The organism is Tahibacter soli (genome assembly GCF_025717065.2).
Lineage (GTDB): Bacteria > Pseudomonadota > Gammaproteobacteria > Xanthomonadales > Rhodanobacteraceae > Tahibacter > Tahibacter soli.
Window position 1 is genome coordinate 60,099 of record NZ_JAOVZO020000023.1, and the last position, 23,924, is coordinate 84,022.

Below are 23,924 nucleotides of genomic sequence, written 5' to 3' on the forward strand. Positions count from 1 at the left end.
GCATGGCGCGTCCGGTGCCCTTTGAATCTTCGATGCGAAGCTAGCCGCTGACAAACAACGCGCATCGGCGCGGCTAACCCGCATCCCAAGGATTGACGGGGTGCCATCGTGAAGTTTTATAAATTTCAGCGCGGCAACGCCACGCTGCTGACGTTGTTCGTCTTCGCGGTCGCGGGACTGGCCGTGTTCGGCTTGTTCAACGTCGGCCAGCAGACCACCGGCAAGGTGCGCCTGCAAACCGTATCCGACGCCGCGGCCTACAGCGTCGGCACCGTGGTCGCTCGCGACCTCAACTTCAAGGCCTACACCAACCGCGCGATGGTCGCGAACCAGATCGCGATCGCGCAGATCGTCGGGCTCGCGTCGTGGGCGCAGATGTTCAACCGCGCCGCGACGAATCTTTCCTACGTCGCCACGGCGCTGTCGTGGATTCCGGTCGCGGGCCAGATCATCCTGACGATCTCGCGCGCGCTCGAGCGGGGATCGGCGATCGTCAACAACGCGATCGACCGCGCCGCGCCCGCGCTGGTCATGGCCGAGGAAGTGCTGATCACCGCGCTCGCCGAGGCGCAGCGCGCGTTCCACGTCGTCACCGTCGCGATGGCGAAGGACACGCTCAGCACCGTCGTCGAGCAGTCCGACAGCGACATCGACACCGGCGCGCTGTGGTCGAACGCGATCTTCTGGGGTGCGTTCGTGCGCACGTGGGAAGGACGGCAGGAACGCTACGAGGCGCAGCGCGTCGGCGACAACTCGCGCACCGGCATCGACAACCGCGAGCGCACCGCCGAGTTCCGCGACGTGACCAAGGCGAGCGGCGACCGCTTCGTCAACGGCCGCACGTACTCGTGGCTGCCGGCGATCACGATTCCGTTCCTGCTCAAGATCCGCATGGAGAAGTACGGCGGTTCCGAAATGATGCCGGGCCGCACGCCGAGCAACCGCAACAACTATCAGTGGACCGCGATGGATTCGGTTGGCATCGAGATCGGCACGTGGCGCTGCGGCTTCTCCGGCTGCGGATTCAGAAGTTATGACGAAGTGCTGCCGATCGGCTGGGGCGCCGCGCATGCGCTGGTCACCAACAGCAGCTACTTCAACTATCAGCAGTATCGCCGCGACCGCAACCTGTGGGGCCAGGGCACCTGGCGCCTGCCGATCACGAGCTCGCTCGGCGCCGCCGAAGAGGGCAACAACAACCTGCGCAAGACCGACGGCCTGCGTCCGTTCTACGACCTGAAGGACAAGGGACGCGTAGCCGACGACTACCTCAATCTGCAGGTGCTGCTGTTCAAGCGCGGCGACAAGATGCGCACGATGGCGACCGTGGCGGCGAACAATCCGAACTACGTCGTCGCGCCGGGCCTCAACGTCGAGGAGAAGGGCGGCATGGCGGGCAATACGATGGGTGCGCTCGCCAAAGCCGGCGTGTACTTCTACCGGCCGAACGAAGGCGACTTCATCCGCCCGGACCGCAAACGCGAATACGGCAACCTGTACAACCCGTACTGGCAGGTGCGCCTGATGCCGACGTCGAACGCCGAGCGCACCGCGGCGCTGGCCGTGGCGCAGTTCTAGGAGACCGCCGATGAAAATTCAGCAGGGATTTTCACGACAGGACGGCGCTACGCTGACCGAGTTCGCGATGGTCGCAAGCTTCGTGTTCGTGCCGATGATCGTGCTCACGATGCTGATGGGCAAGCAGATCCAGGCCAAGCACCACTACGAGCAGGCGCTGCGCTACGCCGCGTTCGAGCGCACGGTGTGGTTCGCGCAGCAGCCCAAGCACCGTCCGCCGGGCGTGACCGTGCCGGTCAAGAGCGACGTGGAGATCGGCCGCGAGATCCAGGCGCGCATGCTGTCGGACCGCAATGCGCTGATCAAGTCGAACCATCGCACCGGGCAGGTCGCCGAGAAGATGGACCCGATCCTGTACTGGAAGGACTACCAGTCGCAGACCTACAAGCCGCGCCTGACGAAGCTTTCGCAGGCGAACAACGCCGAGTACGTCAAGAACACCGAGAACAACGAGAAGGTGCCCGGCGTCGCCGGCAACGGCGTCGACGCGACGATCGACGTGCTCAAGGGACTCACCGGCTTCAGCGTGCAGACCAACGGCCTGTACCGCTCCAAGGTGACGATGGACCTGACCGACATCGACTGGATCAAGGAATTCAAGGGCCAGAACAACCAGGCGCTCGATCTGCGCGTCGACCGCTCGGTACAGAACAACGTGTCGAACAAGGAACGCCAGCTGATGCTGCTGGCCGACGGCTGGAACATGGGCGGCCGCGAATCGACGAAGTCGCAGGTCAAGTCGCTCGTGCTGACCTCGCTGCTCGACAACGCCGCGATCCGCACGGCGCAGTCGATCGCCGGCTGGATTCCGTTCGCCAAGGAGCTCGGTCCGAGCTATCTCGAACTCGGCAAGGTCGATCCCGACGTCGTACCGAGCCATCGACTGGGGAATTTTCCGCGATGAATACGCGCACGATGGCAAGACTGCTCGGCGCCGCGCTGGCCCTGTTCGCGTCGGTCGCCGGCGCGAAGACCACGTTTCCCGCACCTGACGACGCGGTGCTGACGTCGGTCGGCGACAACATGGAACTCAACGGCGTCACGATGTCGGCGTGGGAACTGCGCAGCGAGAACCCGCCGAACGAAGTGCTGGAGTTCTACCGGCGCTACTGGGCCAAGGGCGGTCCCGACGGCGGCAAGGCCTATGTCGAGAACAAGCTCGGCAACTGGACCATCATTACCCATGTGGAAGGCGGCAACGTGTATACCGCGCAGGTGCAGGCCGACGAAGCCGGCAAGGGCGCGGTCGGGCTGCTCGGCATCAGCAACCTGCTCAAGCGCGCCGACGTCGCTGGCAAGAAACTCGGCGAAGACTTTCCCAAGCCCGCCGGCAGCACGGTGCAGAACGATCTCGTCGCGCAGGACCAGGGCGTGCAAAGCCGCACGATCCTGTTGCAGAACCCGACGTCGGTCAAACAGAACATCCAGTTCTACATCGACTACTTCGAACGCAACGGCTGGGTGATCGAGGAAGGCGCGCGCATCGTCGACGGCGACGTCGGCGTGGTGATCGCCTCGCGCGGCTCCGATCGCTGGCAGCTGACGTTTTCGCCGTCCGAGCGGTCGACGGCGATGGTCGCGGTGCTGGAGGAACGATGAACAGGCGCACGCAGAGAGGCGCGGTGATGTTCGAGTACTACGTGCTCGCCGCGTTCGTGGTCATTGCGGTGCTGACGCCGGTGTACGACAACAAGACCGCGCCGGTGCTGCTGATGGAAGCGATCAAGGAGGTCTACGCCAGCTTCAGCTACGCGGTGAGCCTGTCGCGCCTGCCGGTGAATTTCTGGTGATGCCGTCAACGCCGCGCCCGACGGGCGCGGCGCGGGCGAGGGGGTCGTACGCGATTCTTCGGAAGGCGTCGCGTCGATGTGAAGTGCAATGCGGTGCGCGCACGAGCGCGCGCCGGAACGTGTCGAGGTCGGTATGAGCGGTTTGGTCGATAAAGTCCGCGCGGGCGCGCGCAGTTGGGGTCTTCTGGCCGGCGCGCTCGTGCTCGGCCTCATGGCGTTCGCGATGAGCGCCTGGTATCTGCAGCGGCGGCAGGTCGCGATCGAGAACGAGCTGATGGGGCAGCAGGGCGAGCGCCGCCAGGTGGTCGTCGCGCTGACCGACCTCAAGCCCGGCGTCGTCATCAGCTCGCAGAACATGGCGGTCGGCGAAGTGCCGGTCAAGCACCTGTCGGCGGCCGCGGTGACGCCCGAAGAATTCAAGATGTTCGACGGCAAGGTGCTCACCTCGGCGATGAGCGAGGGCGAAATCCTGCTCAATCATTTCGTCTCCGGCATCGGCGCCGAGCGTTTCTCCGACCTTCTGACCGAAGGCGAGCGCGCGGTCACGATCCAGGTCGACGAGGTCAAGTCGAACGAGAACATGCTGATCTTCGGCGATCGCGTCGACCTGCTGCTGTTGACCGAGCAGGCCGACGAAAACGATTCGCTGAAGAAGAACAAGGTGCTCAACCCGCTCGTCGAGAACGTGCGCGTGCTCGCGGTGGGCCGCCATGCGCTGGCGACGCGCGACGCGGACCTCGCCAGTGCGCAGAGCCTCGATGGCCTGGCCTACAGCACGCTGACGGTCGGCGTAACGGTCGACGACGCATCGCGCCTCCTGCTCGGCCGCGACCTCGGCACGATCGTCGTGATGATGCGCAATCGCGCCGACACCAAGGCGCTCGACGGCCGTCTGCTCGATCGCGCGGGCCTCCTCGCCGGCGGATCGAGCGGGCGTCGCGGCGGCTTCGAATTCTTCAGCGGCTCGCAATTGGAAAGCGGAACCCTGCGCGCGCAGATCCGCCCGTACGTGCGTGCGCGTGCGCCCGCGCCGGAGTCCGGCACGGCGCCCGCGAACGGCGAGACGAGCGGGCCGCCGGTACCGGCGCCGACCGCGGCGGTAGCGCCGCCGGCGCCGCCGACCGGCGCGCCGTAAGACAAAAACAACAACAAGTGTAAATAACGCAGCAGGGGTTTCGGATGTTTCGATCGTTGGGTGGTTGGTTGGCAGGTGCGGTAATGACGATGCTGGCGATGATCGCGACGGTACAGGCGCAGTCGGTGGAGACGCTCGATCTCCACGCCGGCGCCGTGCGCGTGATCGACACCGGCCCGATCGAGCGCGTCGCGGTCGGTCGCGACACCGTGCTCGGCACGAGTGCGCTGGAGAAGGGACAATTGCTGCTGATCGGCCTCGCGCCCGGCGAAACCGATCTGCGCGTGTGGCTCAAAGACGGCACGTCGCGCGTTTGGCAGGTGACGGTGACCGACAAGAACATTCCGGCGACGGTCGCGACGCTCTCGTCGCTGCTCGCCGAGTTTCCGAAGCTGCAGGTGCGCGCGATCAACGGCATCGTCGTCGTCGAAGGCGACGTGCCGCCCGATCGCCTGCAGTCGGTCAACGCGCTGATCGGCAAGGTGCCCGGCGTGGTGTCGCTGCTGGTGGCCAAGTCGGTGACCATCGAGACGCTGGTGAAGAACTTTCCCGGCACGCGCTGGCACGACGAAGGCGGCACGCCGGTGATCGAAGGCGAAGTGTCGGCCGAGGATTTCGAACGCTACAAGAAGGCGCTCGAGGCGTTTCCGAACGTGCTGTCGCTCGTGCGGCAGACGAACGTGAAGCTCGCGCCGATGGTGCGCGTGTCGATGCGCCTGCTCGAAGTGAACCGCGAGGCGACGCAGCGCTACGGCATCAACTGGGACGACGCGTTCGCCGGCCCGTCGGTCGGCAGCACCGGCGCGTTCCGCACGAATCCGTTCTATCGCGTCGTGCCGCAGAACCTGACCAATCGCATCGCCGACACGATTCCCGTTACCGACTACCGCTGGCACGCGTACGCGGGCTGGACGACCGAGGTGTTCTCGATCGTCGAGCTGCTGGAGCAGGAAAACAAGGCGACCGTGCTCGCCGAGCCGAACCTGTCCACGCGCAGCGGTTCTCCGGCGAAATTCCTCGCCGGCGGCGAACTGCCGTATCCGGTGATCGGCCAGTTCGGCCAGCCGGGCGTCGCCTTCAAGGAATACGGCATCAAGTTCGAGATCGCGCCGAGCGTCGACTACGACAACAACATCCAGACGCAGATTCTCGTCGACGTCTCGACGATCGACCGCGCCAACGCGATCGACAACGTGCCGGGCCTGCTGATCCGCCGCACCGAGTCGGCGATCACCGTGCGGCCGGGCGAAACGATCATCCTGTCCGGCCTCGTCAGCGCCGAGGAACTGCGCAACATCCAGGGCGTGCCGGGCCTGTCGAAGATTCCGATCCTTGGGGAATTGTTCAAATCGCGCAATTTCCAGAATCGCAAGACCGAACTGATCGTGCTGGTGACGCCCGACCTCATCAGCGAGCCGCGCGCGATCGACAAGGAGACTGCGGACGAAATCGAACGCATGCGCCATTCGATCCACCAGAAGATTCTCGACGGCGCGATCGCGGAATAGCAGGAGTACCCATGTATCACGTACACGTAACGACGACCAAGGGCACCGTCATCGCGAGCGAGATGGTCAGCGAGCTCGTCTGCCGCATCGGCAAGACGAACGACAACAACATCGTGCTGCACGGCTGGCAGATCGGCCAGCGTCACGCGCAGTTGAAGCTCGAAGGCGCCGACGTGTTCGTCGAGGACCTCGGCGCCGGCAGCGGCACGCAGGTCAACGGCAAGCGCATCGACCGCTACGGTCCGCTCTCGGCCGACGACGTGATCGAGATCCAGGGCTATCGCGTGCGCATCAAGCCGCCGACGAACCGCGCGATCGCGGCGCAGCCGAGCGCGGCCGACGTCGCGGCGAACGCCGCGCTGGTGCCGCCGGCGAAACCCGCGCCGATCGCGCCGCCCGTCGCGCCCGTCGCCGCGGCGCCGCCGGCAGCCGCACCCGTAGCCGCCGCGCCCGCCGCTGCGCCGGCGCCTGCCGCCGCGAGCGCGCATGCGGCGGCCGCGCCCGAGGAACCGGTCAACGCCGAGCTGCTGGCGCTGACGCTCGAGTGGCGCAAGCGCCTGCACAAGGCGCTGATCATGCACATGGACCTGCGCCGCATCGCCGTCAACAAGATGAGCGACGAGCAGCTGCGCCAGACGACGAGCGAGGCGCTCGACCAGATCATCGCGAACGTCAACGACTTTCCGGCCGAGCTGTCGAAAGAGGCGATCAAGAAACAGCTGCTCGACGAAGCGGTGGGCCTGGGGCCGCTCGAAGAACTGATCGCCGACTCGGACGTCAGCGAAATCATGGTCAACGCGGCCGACATGATCTTCTTCGAACGCAAGGGCCGGCTGACCAAGTCGACCATCACGTTCACCGACGACCAGGCCGTGATCGCCGCGATCGAACGCATCGTCACGCCGATCGGCCGCCGCATCGACGAAAGCTCGCCGATGGTCGACGCGCGCCTGAAGGACGGTTCGCGCGTCAACGCCGTGATCCCGCCGCTCGCGTTGCGCGGGCCGTGCATCACGATTCGTAAGTTCATGAAGGAACGCCTGAACGCGAGCCACCTCGTCGGCTTCGGGTCGATGAGCCCGCAGATGGCGACGTTCCTGCAGATCGCCGTGACCTGCAAGCGCAACGTCGTGATCTCCGGCGGTACCGGTTCGGGCAAGACGACGCTGCTCAACGTGCTGTCGGGCTTCATTCCGTTCAACGAACGCGTCGTGACGGTGGAAGACGCCGCCGAACTGCAGCTGCCGCAGCCCAACCTCGTCGCGCTCGAAGCGCGCCCGCCGAACCAGGAAGGCCGCGGCGAAGTGAAGATCCGCGACCTCGTCAAGAACTGCCTGCGTATGCGACCCGACCGCATCGTCGTCGGCGAGTGCCGCGGCGGCGAAGCGCTCGACATGCTGCAGGCGATGAACACGGGCCACGACGGTTCGCTCACGACGGCGCACTCGAACTCGCCGCGCGACTGCGTGTCGCGCCTCGAAGTGATGGTGATGATGGCCGGCATGGACCTGCCGTCGATCGCGATTCGCGAACAGATCGCGTCGGCCGTCAACATCATCGTGCAGCAGACGCGCTTCTCGTGCGGCGCGCGCAAGGTGACGTCGATCTGCGAGGTGACCGGCATCGAAGGCGGTCGCGTGCAGCTCGCGGAAATCTTCAAGTTCGTGCAGACCGGCTACAACGAGGAAGGCCGCGTGCAGGGCAAGTTCGAGCCGACCGGCCTCGTGCCCGAGTTCTACGAAAAGCTGCGCGCGCGCGGCGAACGCGTCGACCTCACGATCTTCGGGCAGGCGGCATGAACGCGGCCATCCTTATCGTCAGCCTGCTGTTCGCCGTCTGCGTCGGCTTCCTCGCGGTCGTCGCGCAGCGCATGCTCTCGCGCGCGACGCAGGACTACCACAGCCGCTTCACGGCCGAGGCGAGCGCGTCGCTCGCGGACATGTTCCTGTTCGTCGACCTCGAACGCCTGTTCCGCATGAACATCGTCATCATGCTGCTGATGGCGCTGCTGACGTGGGTGTTCACCGAAAACCTGTTCGTCGTCGGACTCGTCGCGGTCGCGGTCATGCTGATGCCGCGCTTCGTCTACGCGTTCATGCGCAACCGGCGCCAGCAGCAGTTCACGCAGGGCCTGCCCGACGCGCTGCTGTCGATGTCCGGCGCGATGAAGGCGGGTTCGAGCCTCGTGCAGGCGATGGAAACCGTCGTCGCCGAAACGAAGGGACCGATCGGCCAGGAGTTCGGCCTGCTGCTGCGCGAGCTGCGCGTCGGCGTGCTGTACGACGACGCGCTGCAGAACCTCATCACGCGCATGCCGGGCGAGGAACTGCGCCTCGTCGTCGCCGGCATGCGCATTTCGCGAGAGATCGGCGGCAACCTCGCGGAAATTCTCGAACGCCTGTCCGAAACGCTGCGCAAGAAGATCGAGATGGAAGGCAAGATCAAGGCGCTGACGTCGCAGGGCCGCCTGCAGGGCATCGTCATGACCGCGCTGCCGGGGTTCCTCGCGCTCGTGCTGTTCCAGATGGAACCGAAGTACATGCGCATGCTGTTCACCGACTACATCGGCTGGGCCTTCGTCGCGGCGATCATCATCATGGAATCGATCGGATACTTCTTCATTCGTAAAATCGTGAACATCGATGTCTAGCCTCTCGACCCTCATTCCCACGCTGCTGATCTCGGGGCTCGTCGCGTTCGCCGTCGGCGCGCTGTTCGTGTCGCTCGGCAACATCAAGAGCGAGATCCGCGAAGACGACCGCACGTACATGGACCCGCTGCCCGGTCCGCTGCGCAAGATATGGCCGCTGGTCAACCTGCTCGTGCAGCACTTCGGCGACTTCCTGCCGGTGGAGCAGGTCGAATCGGTGCGTCTGCAGCTGCGCAAGGCGGGCGTCGAATACCTGATGACGCCGGTACAGTTCATCGCGACGCGCTTCGTCGCCGCGGTGATCTTCGGGCTCGTCGGCCTTCTCGTCATGCTGATGCTCAAGGAGAAGGGCACGATCCTGATTCCGCTCGGCGCCGCGCTGCTCGGTTCGGTGTTTCCGCTGATGAAGGTCAACGACCTGCGCCGCGGCCGCGAAAAGCAGATCGTGCGCTTCCTGCCGACCTATCTCGACTTCATCACGATGGCGGTCGAGGCGGGCATGAACCTCTCGGGCGCGATCGCGCAGGGCGTCGAGAAGGGCCCGGACGGCCCGCTGCGCATGGAACTGCAGCGCGTGATGCGCGACATCAAGGCCGGCATGGGCCGCATGGACGCGATCCGCGCGATGTCCGACCGTCTCAACGTGCGCGAGATCACCTCGCTGACGTCCGCGCTCGCGCAGGCCGAGAAGAGCGGCGCGCGCCTGGGTCCCACGCTCAAGATCCAGGCCGACCAGCGCCGTTCCGAACGCTTCCAGCGCGCCGAAAAACTCGCGCTCGAAGCGCCGGTGAAGCTGATCTTTCCGCTCGTCGCTTTCATCTTTCCGACCACGTTCCTCGTGCTCGGCTTTCCGATCCTGATGAAGTTCCTGCATGAAGTCTGATCACGGCCAGGTGGTGACGCACGACGGACGCACGATCGCGAGCGCGGTGGGGCGTCCGCGCGGCTTCTTCGGCCGCGCGCGCGGCCTGCTCGGCCGCCGCGGCCTCGCCGAACACGAAGGCCTGTGGATCGACCGTTGCGACAGTATCCACATGTTCGGCATGTTGTTTTCCATCGATGTCGTGTTCCTGCGCGACGGCGCGATCGAGCGGCTGTGTCCGCGCGTGCGCCCGTTCCAGGCGCGCTGGTGCCGCCGCGCGAACGCCGCGCTCGAACTCGCCGGCGGCAGCATCGAACGGCTGCGCCTCGAACCCTCGCTCAAACTCGAATTCCGGAGTGCCGCATGACCGTCGTTCTCGCCCGTGTCACGGCCGCCGCGCTCGCGTTCTGTCTCGGCGCCTGCCAGGCCGCGTCGCGCCGCGACGGCGGCGGCAGCGAGCTGCTGTCGATCAAGCAGAAGGCCGACACCGCCTACGACGAAGGCCGCCTGCTCGACGCCGAGCAGGGCTATCAGAAGATCATCGAACAGGCGCCGTCGACGCCGCAGGCGTGGCTGCGCCTGGGCAACATCAACCTGCGGCGCGATCGTCTCGAGGCCGCGGTGCACGCGTACCGGCAGTGCCTCACGTTCGACCGCAACGAAGTGCGCTGCTGGAACAACCTGTCGGTCACGTACATCCAGATGGCGGCCTCGACGCTCGAGCAGGGCGGCGAGGAAGTCAGCGATCCGGTGAAAAAGGAACAGCTCGAAGCGATGCGTCGCCGCGTCGTCGAGAGCCTCAACCGCGAGAAATCGGAGGCCCCATGAACCGTCCGAAGTTGCGTAGTGCAGGCCGCGAACGCGGCGCCGCGTTGTTCGAGTTCGTCGTGGTGATACCGCTGTTCGGCGTGCTCGTTTTCGGGCTGTTCGAGATGGCGCTGATGTACCGCACGAAGGCGACGCTGAGCGCCGCGACGTTCGAAGCGGCGCAGGCGGGCTCGCTGTACAACGCGCAGATCGATCCGATCCGCAAGGGATTCGCGCAGGGCATGATGCCGCTGTACGTCAAGAGCCGCACGCCGGGCGCGGTGGCGACGGCGTTCGCCGAAACCTACGCGAAGCTGCGGCTCGGCCTGATCGGTTCTGTCGACATCGTCAGCCCGTCGCGCAGCGTTTTCAACCAGTTCAAAAAGCGGCAGCCCACGACGCTCGGCGGCGAGTCGACCGAGCGCAACATCGAGGTGATCCCGAACGACAATCTGATGTGGCGCAGCGCCGACGTGCGCACCGTGCGCGTGGACAACCAGAACGTGCAGATGACGGTGCAGGACGCGAACGTGCTGAAGGTCAAGACGTTCTGGTGTCATCGCCTGCTCACGCCGGTGCTCGACAAGTGGCTGTACCAGGCGATCACGGGGCTGACGGCGGTCTCCGCGGTGCAGTATCGGCGCGACGTGCCCGAGCAGGTGAAATGCGACCTGCTGCCGGGCGACGGCCTCGCCGGCGACGCGTACTACATCGCGCTGACCGACAGCGCGGTAGCCCGGATGCAGTCGGCGACGGTCGCGAACAATCTGCCGAATTGACGGATTGACCCGCGGCTTCGCCGCGGCTTTGTCAATCCGTCATCCCGGCGCAGGCCGGATCCAAGACAGATACTGCGCGCGCAGGGCGGCATCTCGACAAACCGGCCCGCGCTTCGGCGTGGCTTTGCCGGTTCGTCATCCTGGCGCAAGCTCACTGCCGTCCTGAATAAATGTTCACAGTGACGATTAGTGTATTTTTCTGCAAGAACAACGAAGACCTCGGCGTCGCCCCCTCTCCCAACCCTCTCCCCCAAGCAAGCTTGGAGGAGAGGGCTCAAGCGGCGCAACGCATGAACCTTCGACTCCTTCTCCCCCAACCACGTTGGGGGAGAAGGCTGAGATGAGGGGGTAACGATCTGGCGCGACCGGGAAAATCACCGCGAAACAACTTACAAGGGGGCGATGCGCAGGATCTCGTCGAGTCTTGGTTTTCGTCGCTACTGCCGTGAGGCCCAGTGAGGGTCGCAGGACAAGTCGCGACCCGTCGTATAGGCCGATAAATCAAACGGGACACCGGTTTTCCGCTGTCCTTCAAAAATATTCCGGACTGCAGTGGGCGAAGCCCGAGATCCAAGACAGATACCGCGCGCGCAGCGCGGCATCTCGACGAACCGGCCCGCGTTCGGCGCGGCTTTGCCGGTTCGTCGTCCCGGCGAACCGCGTCAACGCGTCCTGGCGATCAACCCGATCTCCACATTTGCCCCAAGCGGCAGGCTTGCGACACCGATCGTGGTGCGCGCCGGATACGGCGCCGCGAAGCGCGTGGCGTAAGCCTCGTTCATCGCCGTGAAATCGCGCATGTCGACGAGATACACCTGCACGTTGATCACGTCGTCAGGTCCGAGCCCGGCCGCGTCGAGCACCGCGAACAGGTTGTCGAGACACTGCTGCGTCTGCGCCTGTATCGAACCCGTGACGAGCGCGCCGGTCGAGGGATCGATCGGCGTCTGCCCCGACAGATAGAGCAGGCCGCCGCCGGCGCAGGCGTGCGAATACGGCCCGACGGTGGCGGCGCCGGCGGCGTTGAAGACTTGGCGTGACATGGCGTTCCTCGGTATGCGGATGGAACGCGCATGATGCCGCAGCGGGCTTCCGGAAAGCCGACTCGGGCGGGCGCCTGCGAAAGCGCCGCCCTATTGCTGTTTCCCTATGTCAACGATCGCCAAGCCCGCGCCCGACCTCGCCGGCCTGATCGCGTTCGTGCGCGTCGCCGAACTCGGCAGCCTCGATCTGTCGAAAGCCGCCGTCAGCAAACAGATGTCGCTGCTCGAAAAGCGCCTCGGCGCGCAGCTCTTGCACCGGACCGTAATTTCTTCAACGTACTCACGAATCACCACACCAGGCGTCTAGACCGCCGCCGTCGTCGCCGCCGCCGCGACGCCCGGCGGCGACCAGGGCCGCACTTCGAGCGCGAAGCCGTAGCGCGTGCCCGGATGCGTCGCGGCGATACGTGCCGCTTCGTCGAGGTCGCGCGCCTTGAGCAGCAGCAGCGCGGTGACGGGCGTCGCGTCGGCAATGGGCTCGCCGCAACGCGCGCTCTGCGCCGCGAGGATATGCGGCACGAGTTCGTGACCGGCGGCGTTCAACGCTTGCGCCCATGGTGCGACTTCCGCGCCGACCTGCCTGCGCTCGGCGTCGGTCGGCGCTGGCCCGGTCTTGCGAAACAGGATGACGAACGTGTTCATGGCGCGGCCCGCGGGTTGTCGATGCGCCATGTTGCCGCGTCGCCGCCGCGCCGTATTGGAAAAATTCGGCGTCGTGCGGCGGCGCTACGTCCGATGCGTGCAGACCATCATGCCGGCGATTTCCTTGAGGAGTTTCGCGGCGACGATGGCGGTCTGGTTCGAAATGTCGCAGCGCGGGTTGTACTCGACGATGTCGGCGCCGACGATCGGCCGGTCGATCGACTGCACGAGATCGAGCACCTGCCGCACCGTCAGGCCGCCCGGCTCGCGGTGCGACACGCCCGGCGCGTGCGCCGGATCGAGCGCGTCGAGGTCGAGCGACACGTAGACCGGCGTGTCGAACGCGAACCGCAGGCCGTCGCGGCAATGGCGCGCCTCGACGACCTCGACGCCGAACCGCGCGAACTGCGCGCGATGATGGTCGTTGACGGTGCGCAGGCCGACCTGGATCAGCCGGTCGGCGAGTCGTTCTTCCATGATCCGCGCGAACGGCGACGCGTGCGAGCGCGGGTTGCCCTGGTACGCGTCGTAGATGTCGGCATGCGCATCGATGTGCAGTATCGTCAGCCGCGCGTGGCGTCGTCGGAAGGCGCGCAGGATAGGGTGCGTGATCGCGTGGTCGCCGCCGAGCGCGACCAGCGGCGCATCGAAGTCGAGCGCTCGCGCAACGCCGCGCTCGATCGCGTCCCACGCGTCGGTTGCATCGTCGAAGCGCACGTCGCCGTGGTCGACGATGCGGCCCGGCGCACCGAGGTCGATGCCGGTTTCGCTCCATGCGCTGTAGGCGTCGTTGCGAAACTCGCGGCGGATCAGGTCCGGCGCCTCGGCAGCGCCGCGCGTCGCCGACGAATTCTCGTCGTTCGGTATTCCCAGAAGGGAAACGGGGATCATGCGGCGTCCCCCGTCGCCGCGCCGAGGATTTCGATCGCGAGCGGCCGCGTCGGCGCGCCGCCGTTGCAGGTCGCCGCGGGACGCGCCGACACCGCGATCACGAGATCCATCTCCGCGCGCAGCACGAGCGCGTCGCCGGCGCGCGACTGCGGCGGCCGGAACACGAGCCGGCCGTCGGCCGCGACGTCAACGCACATGAACAGATTGAACGGCGTCGGCAGCGGCTCGGGCGCGATGCCGCACTCGCGCAGCGCGGCCGACAGGTTGTCGTGGCAGTTCGCGTGACCGGCCTCGATGCCGTACTGGATCCGATACATCTCCGGCGTGCAGGCGCCGTACAGAAAATCGTGCCGGCCGACGTCGTCGGCCTCGACGGTCAACATCGGCGTGCTACGGTCCGACCACAGCACGTCGCCGGTGGACAGGTATATTTTTCCGCAATAGTCGAACGTGCGCCCGTTCGACAGGCGCTCGCGGCCGTCGGCGGAAAACGCGACGAGATCGCCGCTCTGGCCGCCGGCGGGGTCGATCACGCGCAGGCGCTCGCCGCACCGGAGCCTGAGCCCCGTGCCGCCTCCTGCGGGAATGGTCCGTCGTTCGATCATCGTCGTCTCCGCGTGGTTCGAGGCGGCTTTGTACTGCGTCGCCTTGCGCAGGTCCACTTCATTAAAGTGAAGATCATTGTTAGATTTGCTTCATGATCGATCTTGCGCGTCTGCGCCTGCTGCAGGAACTGGCCCGTCGCGGCACGATGACGTCGGTCGCCGAGGCGCTCGGCCTGACGTCGTCCGCGGTGTCGCAGCAACTGGCGACGCTGGAACGCGAAACGGGCGCGATGCTGCTCGAACGCGTCGGCCGGCGCGTGCGCCTGACCGCCGAGGGCGCGCGCCTCGTGTCGCATGCCGAGGGCATTTTCGAGGCGGTGGAGGCGGCCGAACTCGATCTGCGCGCGGGGCGCGAGCGGCCGCAGGGCACGCTCGAAGTCGCGACGTTCGCGACGTATGCGAAGGCGCATCTGCTGCCGGCGATCGTGCGCGCGCGCGACCGTTTTCCCGACCTGCGCGTGATCGTGCACGAACTGGAACCGGCCGATTCGATCGCGGCGGTGCGCGACGGCCGCTGCCACCTCGCGGTGACCTTCGCGTACAACCTCGCGCCGCGGCCGGACGCGGGCGACCTCGCGGCGCATCCGCTGCTGGAAGAACCCGTGCTGCTCGCGCTGCCGCAGCGTTGGCGCCGGCAGCGCGCGCCGATCGACCTGGCGCGTTTCGCACAGGAGGACTGGATCGTCGGCTCCCGCCAGACGGACGACCGGCTGCTGGCCGAGCGCGCGTGCGCCGCCGCGGGGTTCGCGCCGCGGATCGCGCACACGGTCGACGATTACGACTTGCTGCTGCGCATGGTCGCGGCGGGACTCGGCGTGGGCTTCGTGCCGGAACTCGGCCTGCGCTTTCCGAGTGCCGACGGCGTCGCGCGGCGCGCGGTCGGCGGCATGTCGCTGAGCCGACGCATCGGCGCGCTGACGCGGCGCGCGCTGGCCGATTCGCCGCGCGTGCGCGCGCTGCTGTCGGTCTTGGGCGGCGCGTAGCGCGTCAGCCGGCGGCGCGGTAGTACGTCTCCGGCGCGCTGCCGGTCGCGCGGCGAAAATCGTTGATGTAGTGCGACTGGTCGTAGTAGCCGGCCGCGTGCGCGATCGTCGCGGCATCGGCGCCGCTCGCGTGCAGCGCCCGCGCGTGCCGCAGGCGCGCGATCGCCGCGAACGCTTTCGGCGCAACGCCGACGACGCGCTTGAAGCGGCGTTCGAGCGCGCTTTGGCTCAAGCCCGCATCGCGTGCGAGATCGGCGATGCGCAATGCGCCATGCGTGCGTTCGAGCGTGGCGGTTGCCGCGGCGATCAGGCGATCGGGCCGCGCGTCGCGCAGCCGCTCGACGAGAAAACGTTCGACGAGCGCGATGCGCTCGCGGCGATCGGCCGCGGCGCTCAGCGCGTCGTGCAGGCGGTCGAGTTCGCCGCGACGGTCGAGCACGTCTGCCAGATCGCTCGTCGCACCCGAGAACCCGGCGAGCGGCGCGCGCAGCAACGCCGCCGCGCCGATCGGCGTGAACGCGACGAGCACGACGCCGTGGCGGTCGCGATGTTCGTGTGCGCGCACGGTACCGCGCAGCGCGGTAAACGCGGACGCCGGCGCCCAGCGCTCGCCGTCGAGCCGCACGCGGCCGCGGAACGAGAACGCGGCGGTCGCGCTCGTGTCGGGCCAGTGCGCGTCGCGCAGATCGCTTGAAAATTCTACGACGATAAAACGACGTACGAACGCGCGCAGCGCGGCCGTGGGCGCGAGAGTCGTCACCTGCGGAGGCGTTTCCCCGGCGCTTGCGATCAACCGACGCCTCCGAGCGCGCCGGGAATCGTTCCCGTGCGCGGATCGCGCAGCAGCTGCTGGCGCAGCGGCCAGGTGTCGGGCGTGTCGCCGAGCATTTCCACCTTGCCGGCGACCAGCGTCGCCACCGGTACGCCGTCGCGGTAGGCGAGGCGCGTGCCGGTCACGGCGGGTACCTTCGCGCCCGCGACGACGCCGCCGACGAGGTTCAGCGGATCGGCGCCCGACACCGTCACGACGTCGCCGGTGTCCGGGCCCTTGGCGATCTTGCGCAGCAGGCCTACCGCTTCGGGCAGCGCGAACTGCTCGCCGGTGAGTCCCGCGACGAAGCGTCCGCCGCGAATTTCGCCGCGCGCTTCGAGCCGGTGCAGCACGCGCACGATGTCGCGCCACGGCGGCAGCCACGCCGCTTCGCGTTCGATCAGCCGCCAGCACACGACGCCGTAGCGCGCGAGCAGGGTGCGCGCGACGTGTTCGATCGACTCGGGCGCGGGCTTCGCATCGGCCGCGCCGCGCCGCACGAGCGCCCAGCGGCCCGCGTCGGCGACGCCCTGCACCGGCCGGCGGCGACCGCGGAATGCCGTGACGCGCTTGGACGACGGCACGAGCAGCGCGCGCAGGCCGGCGAAGCTGTCGGCGTTGGCGAGACCCGCGGCGACCAGTTCGCCGAGCGCGTCTTCGAGTTCGGCGGGCAGCAGCCGCGCCGACGATACCAGCTCGTCGAAGAACGTCGCGCCGTGCGCGGCGAGTTCGTCGGCGACGGCTTGCGCGCGCGACGACAGCGCGGGCGCTTCGCGTCCGGCCGCGAGCGGCGTCCACAAAGACAGATTTTTACGTTGCAGCAGCACGATGGGCGTCGAGCGTACGGGACCCGCGCCGCCGTTGCCGCGCAGACGCGTCCACACGACGCGGCCGGCGCGGCACGCGTCGTCGAGCCAGTCGCTGCGGTAGTCGGCGATGCGCGCCGGCAGGATTTCCGACTCCCAGGCGCTCGCCGGCGCTTCGAAGCCTTCGAGCTGTTCGAGCACCTGCGCCAGCGACTCGGGGCCGGACAACCGCGTCGCGGCCGATACGCGCTGCCAGTCGGCGAGGAAGCGCACGAAGTCGTGCGGCTGCACGGGCTCTATCTCGCGACGCAGGCGATGTACGGTGTAGCGGTGGATGCGCGCGAGCAGGTGCCGTTCGCACCACTCCTCCTCGCCGTCGGCCACGCTGAAACGGCCGCGCATGACGTAGCCTTCGCCTTCCAGGCGCAGCAGGGCGAGACCGATCGCGCCGACATCGGCGCCGAGCGGCGCGGCGAGATCGGTCGCGCGCGCGGGGCCGAGGCCGGTCAGCCGGCCGCGCACGATCTCGACCGCGGCGTCTTCGGCGCTCCAGACGACGTCGTAGTCGGCCGGTATTGAAATCCCTTGCGGTACTTGTTCAGTTTGCAGCAACGCGCGCAGCAGCGGCAGGCGTTCGGCCGCGGTCCACACGTCGCCGCCCGGCGTCGGCATGCGCACGGCGCGGCGCGCGACGACGAGGCGCTCGAGATGATCGTTCCAACCGGGCTCGGCGTCGACTTCGGCGGCGGAAAGAAACGTCAGGCCCATCAGCGCGTCGTGCAGCTCGTCGGCGTCGCGCGCCTCGGGCCATGCCTCGAGGCGCACCGCGGCGATCGCGTCGGGATCGAGCCGGCCGAGATCGTCGACCGCGGCGGCCTCGCCGCCGTAGCGGCGCGCCATGACGGCCTGTGTGCGTCGTTCTTCGAGCGGCGCGTCGTCGAGAAACGCGTACGGCCGCGCGCTCAGCACTTCGGCCGCGAGCGGGGAAGGGCCGGTGAGATCCTTCGCGACGATGCGCGCGTCGCCGCTTTCGAGCGCCTGCAGCAATGCGACCAGGCCGTCGATGTCCATCGCCTCGTGCAGGCAGTCGCGAATCGTCTGCGCGACGAGCGGATGGTCGGGAATCTCGCGTTCGCCGGCGAGGTTTTCGGCGCAGGCCACCTGATCCGGGAATACGCTCGCGAGCAGGTCTTCCGACTTCATGCGCTGCAGCTGCGGCGCCACGCGCACGCCGCCGACGGTGCGCGGCAGCGCGAGCGCGGTCGTCGCGTTCCAGCGCCAGCGCACGCCGAACAGCGGCGCGTCGAGCAGCGCCTGGATCAGCACGTCGCGCACGCTGGTCGAATGCAGATAGCGCGCGACGTCGTCGAGCGGAAAACTGTGGCTCGTCGACAGCGACAGCACGATCGCGTCCTCGGTCGCCGCGGCCTGCAGTTCGAAATTGAACTTGCGGCAGAAGCGCTTGCGCAGCGCGAGGCCCCAGGCGCGGTTCACGCGGCTGCCGAACGGCGAATGGATGACGAGCTGCGTGCCGCCCGATTCGTCGAAGAAGCGTTCCATCACGAGCTCGTGCCGCGTCGGCAAGGTGCCGAGCGCGGCCTGCGCGGCGCCGAGATAGTCGGCGATCTGGCGCGCGCCGGAAGCATCGAGGCCGACTTCGCGCTCGAGCCACGGCAGCGCTCCGCCGCCGCGGATCGCCGCCCCGACGTCGGCGCGCAGACGCGACACCGCGACGGAGAGCTCGTCGCTGCGCCCCGGCGCTTCGCCGAGCCAGAACGGGATGTTCGGCGGCTGGCCTTTCGCGTCTTCCACGCGCAGGCGGCCGCGTTCGACGCGCAGGATGCGATACGCGTGATTGCCGAGCTGGAACACGTCGCCCTGCAGGCTTTCGACCGCGAAGTCTTCGTGCACGCTGCCGATGCGCACGGCTTCGGGCTCGAGCATCACGTCGTAGTCGGCGGTGTCGGGGATCGCGCCGCCCGACGTGACGGCGGTCAGCCGCGCGCCGCGCCGGCCGCGCAGCACGCCGTTGACGGCGTCGCGGTGCAGGTAGGCCGAGCGCGGGCCGCGCCGCGTCGTGAAACCGTCGGCGAGCATGCGTACGACCGCGTTGAATTCGTCGCGCGCGAGCGTCGAGTACGGTTGTGCGCGTGTGAACAATGTGAATAGTTCATCTTCGTTCCATTCGCGGCTCGCGACCTCGGCCGTGATCTGCTGCGCCAGCACGTCGAGCGGGGCGGGCGGCACGGCGAGGCGGTCGAGTTCGCCGCGGCGCACCGCGTCGAGCAATGCGGCGCATTCGACGAGATCGTCGCGCGACTGCGGAAACAGCCGGCCCTTCGGCGTCGCGCCGACGGCGTGGCCGGAGCGGCCGACGCGCTGCAGGAACGCGGCGATCGCGCGCGGCGAGCCGAGCTGGCAGACGAGGTCGACGTCGCCGATGTCGATGCCGAGTTCGAGCGAGGCGGTCGCGACGAGTACGCGCAGCTCGCCGTTCTTGAGGCGCCGCTCGGCGTCGAGGCGGATTTCGCGCGACAGGCTGCCGTGATGCGCGGCGACGGCTTCGATGCCGAGACGCTGCCCGAGATGCCGCGCCGCGCGTTCGGCCATGCGGCGGGTATTGACGAAGACGAGCGTCGTGCGATGCGTTTCGACGAGTTCGGTGAGACGCACGTAGACCTGTTCCCACGCGTCGCCGGACATCACCGCTTCGAGCGGCGCTTGCGGCAGTTCGAGCGCGAGATCGCGCTCGCGCGTGTAGCCGACGTCGACGATCGCGCAGTCGCGCGGGGCGGTGCGATCGTGGGCGCCGACGAGAAACGCGGCGACGTCCTCGATGGGCTTCTGCGTCGCCGACAGACCGATGCGGATCGGCGGCCTCGAACACAGCGCGTCGAGCCGCTGCAGCGACAGCGCGAGATGGCTGCCGCGCTTGTTCGGCGCGAGCGCGTGGATTTCGTCGACGATCACGCTGCGCGTGGTCGAAAGCATGCGCCGGCCCGATTCGGAGCCGAGCAGGATGTAGAGCGACTCGGGCGTCGTGACGACGATATGCGGCGGTCGCCGGCGCATGCGGTCGCGCTCGGCGGTCGGTGTATCGCCGGTGCGCACGGCGGTGGTGATGTCGACGTCGGGCAGGCCGAGACGTTCGAGCTGCGCGCGAATGCCGGCGAGCGGATTTTCCAGATTGATACGAATATCGTTCGACAGTGCCTTGAGCGGCGAGACGTAGACGACGGCGGTTTCGTCCGGCAACGGCAGTTCGACGCCGCGCCGCACGAGTTCGTCGATGGCGGCAAGAAACGCGGCGAGCGTCTTGCCCGAACCGGTAGGGGCGGCGATCAGCGCGTCGCGGCCGGACTGGATCGCCTGCCACGCTTGCAGCTGCGGCGGCGTCGGTGCCGGAAACGTCGCGGAAAACCAGGCGGCGACGGCGGGATGGAAGGCTTGCAGGGACACGGCGAGGATGTGGGCCCGAAACGCGGCGAAGGCAAGGCATCGTACGACCGGGCGGCGGTCGCGTCACGTCTTTGCGGTCAGGTTCGGTCCTGGGTGTTTGGGTGCCGGGCGGAGTGCGATCGTGGGCGGTCCTTCCTGATCGTGGACACCCCAGCTTTCCGGTCAGGGACCCCTCTGATAGCGGACGCCCTGATAGTGGACTCCCTGAAGCTGCCCCGCCTCTCCGGAGCCCAAGAAGCGATCGCCCTGATCGTGGACACCCGAACTTCCCGGTGGACTTGATCCTGATAGTGGACACCCGAACTTTCTGGTCGCGCGTGGATATGGACAGCCAAACTTTCTGATCGTGGACACCCAAGCTATCCGGTCATGGATACGCGAAGATCTCGACAAGGCCCGGAGCGTGCCGAGCCGACTGCGGCGCGCAGCACGACCGAGGTCGATGCCGGCTGGCGTGGCATCAAGAGGCAGTGGTCGGTCGGAATGAGACAGCAGATGGCCCTGCTTGGGCGGTTGCGGACGTATCCAGAGCGCGTCAGATTGCGGGATCCGACGCAGCTCGGACTTGCCTTGCAAAGACGACTCCCTGCAGCCAGCGTTGTCGCAGCTCCGTCGCCTTGTCGATAAACGATTCGAGTTGCCCAATCACTCGACGATATCGCGACTGTGTGCCTTGCACTTGGCGCAGCCACGCGTTTTCAGAGAGGCCCAGTCGCCGCGCCAGGGCGGGCAATGAGCGATCAATGGATCCGGGCTTGTCGGCGCGAATCAAACGGCCCGTTTCGTCGACCAGCTTCAAGTATTCCCATTCGCTGACGTTGCGCGAAGGGCCGTCGCCTGCGATCGGCAACAACGCGTGATCGATCGCCTTTTCGGTGCTGATCCGGTCGATGCGACGACGGAACGAGACATGGTCCGACGACTCCGGGGCCACGACGAGGCGGGCTCTGACCGGATTCAAGTCGACGTAGGTCATCGCGCTCAATATCGCCGATTCGTCGAGCAACGCTTGGCAGTAGAAACGCCCCTCCCAGAATCGCCCTTTGCATCCGTCTTCGGCGTTTGCCGCGCGCGCGATGGATTCGTTCAACGACCGCATGAACCAGCTGAGGCTGCCCAGGCGAGATCGGTATTCGGCGACGAGCGCGTCGTTGCTTGCGCAAACCGCGACGCGCTGCCGGACGACTTCTTCCGTCTCGCCTCTCCTCGGCGACACGGCGAACCAGCGGTGCAATACGGTTTCCGGCGCCCAGTGACGTGGCGCGTCGGGGTCGACCTGCACAACGAGATGGACGTGGTTGTTCATGACGGCGTACGCGTATACCGCGACCGCGTACAGAGCGGCAAGCGCAAAGATGCGTGTCTCTATCCAATGCTTGCGATGGGAGAAATCGTTGCCGGTCAACGGGTCCCGGCCGCAGAGCCACGCGCGTCGAACGCACCGTGATACGACGTGATAAGTGCCGGCGGTATCGGCGGAAACGATGTGCATGCGAGCGATCGTCATACGTATAGCTTGGTGGCGATCGGACTGTTGTGGATCAGGCGAATACTTAAATTTTCATCGGAATTTTCAGAGGTTGAGCGGAGTTTGGATGTCCGCAGAAAAGAAGAAGAGATGTGGGCGCCCGGCACGGCCCGAACCCATGTTTCCGCAGACCGCGGAGTTTGGGTGTCCAGAAGCGTGCCGCGGAGTTTGGGTGTCCAGAAGTGTGCGGGGTGTCCGGAAGCGGAAGCGTGGACCGGAGAGTTTGGGTGTCCGAAAACGAGGAAATGCCCCTGTCGCGCCGCGCCGCTACGCCCCGCTCGCCAGCGCAAACCCCTCGTCGAGCCATCCGGTCACGCCGCCCGTCATGATCTTGACCGGCCGGCCCAGCCGCGAGAGGCGGATCGCCCCGCGCAGCGCGCCGTTGCAGTGCGGCCCGGCGCAGTAGGTGACGAATACCGTCTCCAGCGGGTAGGCCGCGAGTTTCGATTCGATGATCTTGCCGTGCGGCAGAAGCTTCGCACCCGGCACATGTCCCTGCGCATACAGCGCAGGGCTGCGCACGTCGAGCAGCACGAAATCGACATTGCCCGACGCGAACGCCTGGTGCACGTCGGCGCAATCGGTTTCGAACGCGAGCAGCGCTTCGTAGTGCGCCAGCGCGCGGAACGATTCGGCGGCGGCGACGGCGGTGACGGCGGATTTCATGGCGACTCCTGCAGTGAAGGTGCCGTCATTGTCGATCGCTCGCGATCGCGAAGGTAGTGGCGTGATCGTCAGGTTTCGGTAATATCGCGCCATGCCTGCCCATCTCGTCTGCGCGCTCGCCTACGATCGTCTGTGCACGTTCGAATTCGGCTGCACGGTGGAACTGTTTTCGCTCGATCGGCCCGAACTCGACGTGCCGTGGTACCGCTTCGCTGTGTGCGCGGTCGAACCGGGGCCGCTCGCCGCCGCCGGCGGCGTCGTCGTGACCGCGCCGTACACGCTCGCGATGCTCGATCGCGCCGATACGATCGTCGTGCCGGGCTGGCGCGGCGTCGACGCGCCGCCGCCGGAGCCGCTGCTGCGCAAGCTGCGCGCCGCACACGCGCGCGGTGCGCGGCTCGCTTCGATCTGCTCGGGCGTGTTCGTTCTCGCGGCGGCCGGCGTGCTCGACGGCCGCGCGGCGACCACGCACTGGCGCTACGCCGACGCGCTCGCACGCCGCCATCCGGCGATCGCGGTGCGGCCCGACGAACTCTACGTGGAGGACGGCAACGTCGTGACGTCGGCCGGTTCGGCCGCGGGTCTGGACATGCTGCTGCATCTCGTGCGCACCGACTACGGCGCGCGCATCGCGAACCGGGTCGCGCAGCGGCTCGTGCTGGCGCCGCATCGCGAAGGCGGGCAGGCCCAGTTCGTGCCGCGGCCGGTCGCGCCGGACGAGGCCGGGCGCGTGGCGAAGCTGATCGATCGCCTGCGCGCGGCGCCCGCGCGCGAACACACGCTCGCGTCGATGGCGGCGGACGCCGCGATGAGCGTGCGCACGCTGCAGCGGCGATTTCGCGAAACCACGGGTCTTGCGCCGTACGAATGGCTGATCCGCGAACGCGTCGCGCTCGCCAAGGATCTGCTCGAAACGCCCGCGACATCGATCGGCCGCGTGGCCGAGCTCGCCGGCTTCGGTTCGGAGGAATCGCTGCGCCGGCACTTTCGCCGCGTGGCCGCGACGAGTCCCGCCGCGTACCGCCGGCGCTTCGCCGCGCGTTGAAGAATCGCCGCGGAATTAACCGGGCTTCGGGGCGCCTTCGCTGCCCGGGTGATCGCCGCCGAGCTGTTCGGCCCAGGTTTTTTCGACGCCCTTGCGGTGTCCCTTCTGCACGATCTTGAAACCCGTGGCGTCGATGGTGAGCGTGTAGGCGACGTCGCCGATGGTGATTTCGCGGCGTACCGGACGATCGAGCTTCGTGGTCATCGCAATCTCCTGGAAGCGATTTGAACGGAGCGGGCGCGGCGTGGCGCCCGGTTCAACACCTGCCTGGCTGGGATCTCGCGGCCGATGGTACATCAACCCGCCGCGGAAGGGATCGCGGCGGCAGAGCCCGCC

The 23,924-nt window shown here is 67.4% G+C and carries 24 protein-coding genes; 15 read left to right on the forward strand and 9 right to left on the reverse strand.

Going from position 1 to position 23,924, the window contains the following annotated elements:
- The first annotated feature begins 108 nt into the window (after positions 1 to 108).
- The 12 genes from OD750_RS25815 (at position 109) to OD750_RS25870 (ending at position 11,109) form a co-directional block, all read left to right on the forward strand.
- Positions 109 to 1,578 (forward strand): Tad domain-containing protein, encoded by a 1,470-nt coding sequence (locus OD750_RS25815; RefSeq protein WP_263543587.1) that lies wholly within the window; start codon positions 109 to 111, stop codon positions 1,576 to 1,578.
- A 10-nt stretch (positions 1,579 to 1,588) separates the two neighbouring features.
- On the forward strand, positions 1,589 to 2,482 hold the full coding sequence (locus tag OD750_RS25820) for a TadE family protein (RefSeq protein WP_263543588.1): 894 nt from the start codon (positions 1,589 to 1,591) through the stop codon (positions 2,480 to 2,482).
- Positions 2,479 to 3,177, forward strand: a complete 699-nt coding sequence (locus OD750_RS25825) for a hypothetical protein (RefSeq protein WP_263543589.1) — start codon at positions 2,479 to 2,481, stop codon at positions 3,175 to 3,177. The genes OD750_RS25820 and OD750_RS25825 overlap by 4 nt, the downstream gene beginning before the upstream one ends.
- Positions 3,174 to 3,368: a hypothetical protein gene (locus OD750_RS25830; protein ID WP_263543590.1), complete on the forward strand. Its 195-nt coding sequence runs from the start codon at positions 3,174 to 3,176 to the stop codon at positions 3,366 to 3,368. Before OD750_RS25825 ends, OD750_RS25830 begins: the two co-directional genes overlap by 4 nt.
- Positions 3,369 to 3,501: 133 nt before the next feature.
- The gene (gene cpaB, locus OD750_RS25835) at positions 3,502 to 4,503 is read left to right on the forward strand and encodes a Flp pilus assembly protein CpaB (RefSeq protein ID WP_263543591.1); all 1,002 of its coding nucleotides are present in this window, start codon (positions 3,502 to 3,504) and stop codon (positions 4,501 to 4,503) included.
- Positions 4,504 to 4,592: 89 nt separating this feature from the next.
- Positions 4,593 to 6,011 (forward strand): type II and III secretion system protein family protein, encoded by a 1,419-nt coding sequence (locus OD750_RS25840; protein WP_263543592.1) that lies wholly within the window; start codon positions 4,593 to 4,595, stop codon positions 6,009 to 6,011.
- A gap of 11 nt (positions 6,012 to 6,022) precedes the next feature.
- On the forward strand, positions 6,023 to 7,810 hold the full coding sequence (locus OD750_RS25845) for a TadA family conjugal transfer-associated ATPase (RefSeq protein ID WP_263543593.1): 1,788 nt from the start codon (positions 6,023 to 6,025) through the stop codon (positions 7,808 to 7,810).
- Complete coding sequence (locus OD750_RS25850) at positions 7,807 to 8,661, forward strand: type II secretion system F family protein (protein WP_272842170.1); 855 nt, start codon at positions 7,807 to 7,809, stop codon at positions 8,659 to 8,661. The genes OD750_RS25845 and OD750_RS25850 overlap by 4 nt, the downstream gene beginning before the upstream one ends.
- A complete protein-coding gene (locus tag OD750_RS25855; RefSeq protein WP_272842172.1) occupies positions 8,654 to 9,544 on the forward strand; it encodes a type II secretion system F family protein in 891 nt (296 codons plus the stop codon). Before OD750_RS25850 ends, OD750_RS25855 begins: the two co-directional genes overlap by 8 nt.
- Positions 9,534 to 9,890: a DUF192 domain-containing protein gene (locus OD750_RS25860; RefSeq protein ID WP_263543083.1), complete on the forward strand. Its 357-nt coding sequence runs from the start codon at positions 9,534 to 9,536 to the stop codon at positions 9,888 to 9,890. The genes OD750_RS25855 and OD750_RS25860 overlap by 11 nt, the downstream gene beginning before the upstream one ends.
- Positions 9,887 to 10,351, forward strand: a complete 465-nt coding sequence (locus tag OD750_RS25865) for a tetratricopeptide repeat protein (protein ID WP_263543084.1) — start codon at positions 9,887 to 9,889, stop codon at positions 10,349 to 10,351. Before OD750_RS25860 ends, OD750_RS25865 begins: the two co-directional genes overlap by 4 nt.
- Complete coding sequence (locus OD750_RS25870) at positions 10,348 to 11,109, forward strand: TadE/TadG family type IV pilus assembly protein (RefSeq protein WP_263543085.1); 762 nt, start codon at positions 10,348 to 10,350, stop codon at positions 11,107 to 11,109. Before OD750_RS25865 ends, OD750_RS25870 begins: the two co-directional genes overlap by 4 nt.
- A gap of 662 nt (positions 11,110 to 11,771) precedes the next feature.
- Here OD750_RS25870 and OD750_RS25875 read toward each other — a convergent pair.
- On the reverse strand, positions 11,772 to 12,152 hold the full coding sequence (locus OD750_RS25875; RefSeq protein ID WP_263543086.1) for a RidA family protein: 381 nt from the start codon (positions 12,150 to 12,152) through the stop codon (positions 11,772 to 11,774).
- Between the two features lie 106 nt (positions 12,153 to 12,258).
- Here OD750_RS25875 and OD750_RS25880 point away from each other — a divergent pair, with 106 nt between their 5' ends.
- Entirely contained in the window at positions 12,259 to 12,459 is a 201-nt protein-coding gene (locus OD750_RS25880; RefSeq protein WP_263543087.1) for a LysR family transcriptional regulator, read from the forward strand.
- Here the strand turns inward: OD750_RS25880 and OD750_RS25885 are convergent.
- From OD750_RS25885 to OD750_RS25895, 3 genes are all read right to left on the reverse strand, one after another.
- Positions 12,456 to 12,794: a YciI family protein gene (locus OD750_RS25885; RefSeq protein ID WP_263543088.1), complete on the reverse strand. Its 339-nt coding sequence runs from the start codon at positions 12,792 to 12,794 to the stop codon at positions 12,456 to 12,458. The genes OD750_RS25880 and OD750_RS25885 overlap by 4 nt on opposite strands.
- Positions 12,795 to 12,878: 84 nt before the next feature.
- Positions 12,879 to 13,685, reverse strand: a complete 807-nt coding sequence (locus OD750_RS25890; protein ID WP_263543089.1) for an arginase family protein — start codon at positions 13,683 to 13,685, stop codon at positions 12,879 to 12,881.
- Positions 13,682 to 14,290, reverse strand: coding sequence for an urea carboxylase-associated family protein (locus tag OD750_RS25895; RefSeq protein WP_263543090.1), 609 nt, complete (start codon positions 14,288 to 14,290; stop codon positions 13,682 to 13,684). Before OD750_RS25895 ends, OD750_RS25890 begins: the two co-directional genes overlap by 4 nt.
- A 92-nt stretch (positions 14,291 to 14,382) precedes the next feature.
- Here OD750_RS25895 and OD750_RS25900 point away from each other — a divergent pair, with 92 nt between their 5' ends.
- The gene (locus tag OD750_RS25900; protein WP_263543091.1) at positions 14,383 to 15,273 is read left to right on the forward strand and encodes a LysR family transcriptional regulator; all 891 of its coding nucleotides are present in this window, start codon (positions 14,383 to 14,385) and stop codon (positions 15,271 to 15,273) included.
- A gap of 4 nt (positions 15,274 to 15,277) precedes the next feature.
- Here the strand turns inward: OD750_RS25900 and OD750_RS25905 are convergent, their stop codons facing one another.
- The 4 genes from OD750_RS25905 to OD750_RS25920 form a co-directional block, all read right to left on the reverse strand.
- On the reverse strand, positions 15,278 to 16,033 hold the full coding sequence (locus tag OD750_RS25905; protein WP_263543092.1) for a helix-turn-helix domain-containing protein: 756 nt from the start codon (positions 16,031 to 16,033) through the stop codon (positions 15,278 to 15,280).
- Positions 16,034 to 16,062: 29 nt separating this feature from the next.
- A complete protein-coding gene (locus OD750_RS25910; protein WP_272842175.1) occupies positions 16,063 to 20,349 on the reverse strand; it encodes a DEAD/DEAH box helicase in 4,287 nt (1,428 codons plus the stop codon).
- A gap of 535 nt (positions 20,350 to 20,884) precedes the next feature.
- Positions 20,885 to 21,841, reverse strand: coding sequence for a transposase (locus OD750_RS25915; RefSeq protein ID WP_263542993.1), 957 nt, complete (start codon positions 21,839 to 21,841; stop codon positions 20,885 to 20,887).
- A 303-nt stretch (positions 21,842 to 22,144) separates the two neighbouring features.
- Complete coding sequence (locus tag OD750_RS25920; RefSeq protein WP_263542994.1) at positions 22,145 to 22,543, reverse strand: rhodanese-like domain-containing protein; 399 nt, start codon at positions 22,541 to 22,543, stop codon at positions 22,145 to 22,147.
- A gap of 91 nt (positions 22,544 to 22,634) precedes the next feature.
- Between OD750_RS25920 and ftrA the strand changes: the two genes are divergently transcribed.
- The gene (gene ftrA / locus OD750_RS25925) at positions 22,635 to 23,588 is read left to right on the forward strand and encodes a transcriptional regulator FtrA (protein ID WP_263542995.1); all 954 of its coding nucleotides are present in this window, start codon (positions 22,635 to 22,637) and stop codon (positions 23,586 to 23,588) included.
- Positions 23,589 to 23,603: 15 nt separating this feature from the next.
- Here the strand turns inward: ftrA and OD750_RS25930 are convergent, their stop codons facing one another.
- Positions 23,604 to 23,792, reverse strand: a complete 189-nt coding sequence (locus OD750_RS25930) for a hypothetical protein (RefSeq protein WP_263543048.1) — start codon at positions 23,790 to 23,792, stop codon at positions 23,604 to 23,606.
- Between the last annotated feature and the right edge of the window lie 132 nt (positions 23,793 to 23,924).

Coding starts and splice junctions, on each gene's coding strand:
- cpaB (WP_263543591.1), top strand. CDS start 3,502: ATGAGCGGTTTGGTCGATAAAGTCCGCGCGGGCGCGCGCAGTTGGGGT.
- OD750_RS25890 (WP_263543089.1), bottom strand. CDS start 13,685: ATGATCCCCGTTTCCCTTCTGGGAATACCGAACGACGAGAATTCGTCG.
- OD750_RS25860 (WP_263543083.1), top strand. CDS start 9,534: ATGAAGTCTGATCACGGCCAGGTGGTGACGCACGACGGACGCACGATC.
- ftrA (WP_263542995.1), top strand. CDS start 22,635: ATGCCTGCCCATCTCGTCTGCGCGCTCGCCTACGATCGTCTGTGCACG.
- OD750_RS25895 (WP_263543090.1), bottom strand. CDS start 14,290: ATGATCGAACGACGGACCATTCCCGCAGGAGGCGGCACGGGGCTCAGG.
- OD750_RS25915 (WP_263542993.1), bottom strand. CDS start 21,841: ATGCACATCGTTTCCGCCGATACCGCCGGCACTTATCACGTCGTATCA.
- OD750_RS25920 (WP_263542994.1), bottom strand. CDS start 22,543: ATGAAATCCGCCGTCACCGCCGTCGCCGCCGCCGAATCGTTCCGCGCG.
- OD750_RS25880 (WP_263543087.1), top strand. CDS start 12,259: ATGTCAACGATCGCCAAGCCCGCGCCCGACCTCGCCGGCCTGATCGCG.
- OD750_RS25870 (WP_263543085.1), top strand. CDS start 10,348: ATGAACCGTCCGAAGTTGCGTAGTGCAGGCCGCGAACGCGGCGCCGCG.
- OD750_RS25820 (WP_263543588.1), top strand. CDS start 1,589: ATGAAAATTCAGCAGGGATTTTCACGACAGGACGGCGCTACGCTGACC.
- OD750_RS25855 (WP_272842172.1), top strand. CDS start 8,654: ATGTCTAGCCTCTCGACCCTCATTCCCACGCTGCTGATCTCGGGGCTC.
- OD750_RS25845 (WP_263543593.1), top strand. CDS start 6,023: ATGTATCACGTACACGTAACGACGACCAAGGGCACCGTCATCGCGAGC.
- OD750_RS25840 (WP_263543592.1), top strand. CDS start 4,593: ATGCTGGCGATGATCGCGACGGTACAGGCGCAGTCGGTGGAGACGCTC.
- OD750_RS25885 (WP_263543088.1), bottom strand. CDS start 12,794: ATGAACACGTTCGTCATCCTGTTTCGCAAGACCGGGCCAGCGCCGACC.
- OD750_RS25865 (WP_263543084.1), top strand. CDS start 9,887: ATGACCGTCGTTCTCGCCCGTGTCACGGCCGCCGCGCTCGCGTTCTGT.
- OD750_RS25900 (WP_263543091.1), top strand. CDS start 14,383: ATGATCGATCTTGCGCGTCTGCGCCTGCTGCAGGAACTGGCCCGTCGC.
- OD750_RS25875 (WP_263543086.1), bottom strand. CDS start 12,152: ATGTCACGCCAAGTCTTCAACGCCGCCGGCGCCGCCACCGTCGGGCCG.
- OD750_RS25830 (WP_263543590.1), top strand. CDS start 3,174: ATGAACAGGCGCACGCAGAGAGGCGCGGTGATGTTCGAGTACTACGTG.
- OD750_RS25825 (WP_263543589.1), top strand. CDS start 2,479: ATGAATACGCGCACGATGGCAAGACTGCTCGGCGCCGCGCTGGCCCTG.
- OD750_RS25850 (WP_272842170.1), top strand. CDS start 7,807: ATGAACGCGGCCATCCTTATCGTCAGCCTGCTGTTCGCCGTCTGCGTC.
- OD750_RS25930 (WP_263543048.1), bottom strand. CDS start 23,792: ATGACCACGAAGCTCGATCGTCCGGTACGCCGCGAAATCACCATCGGC.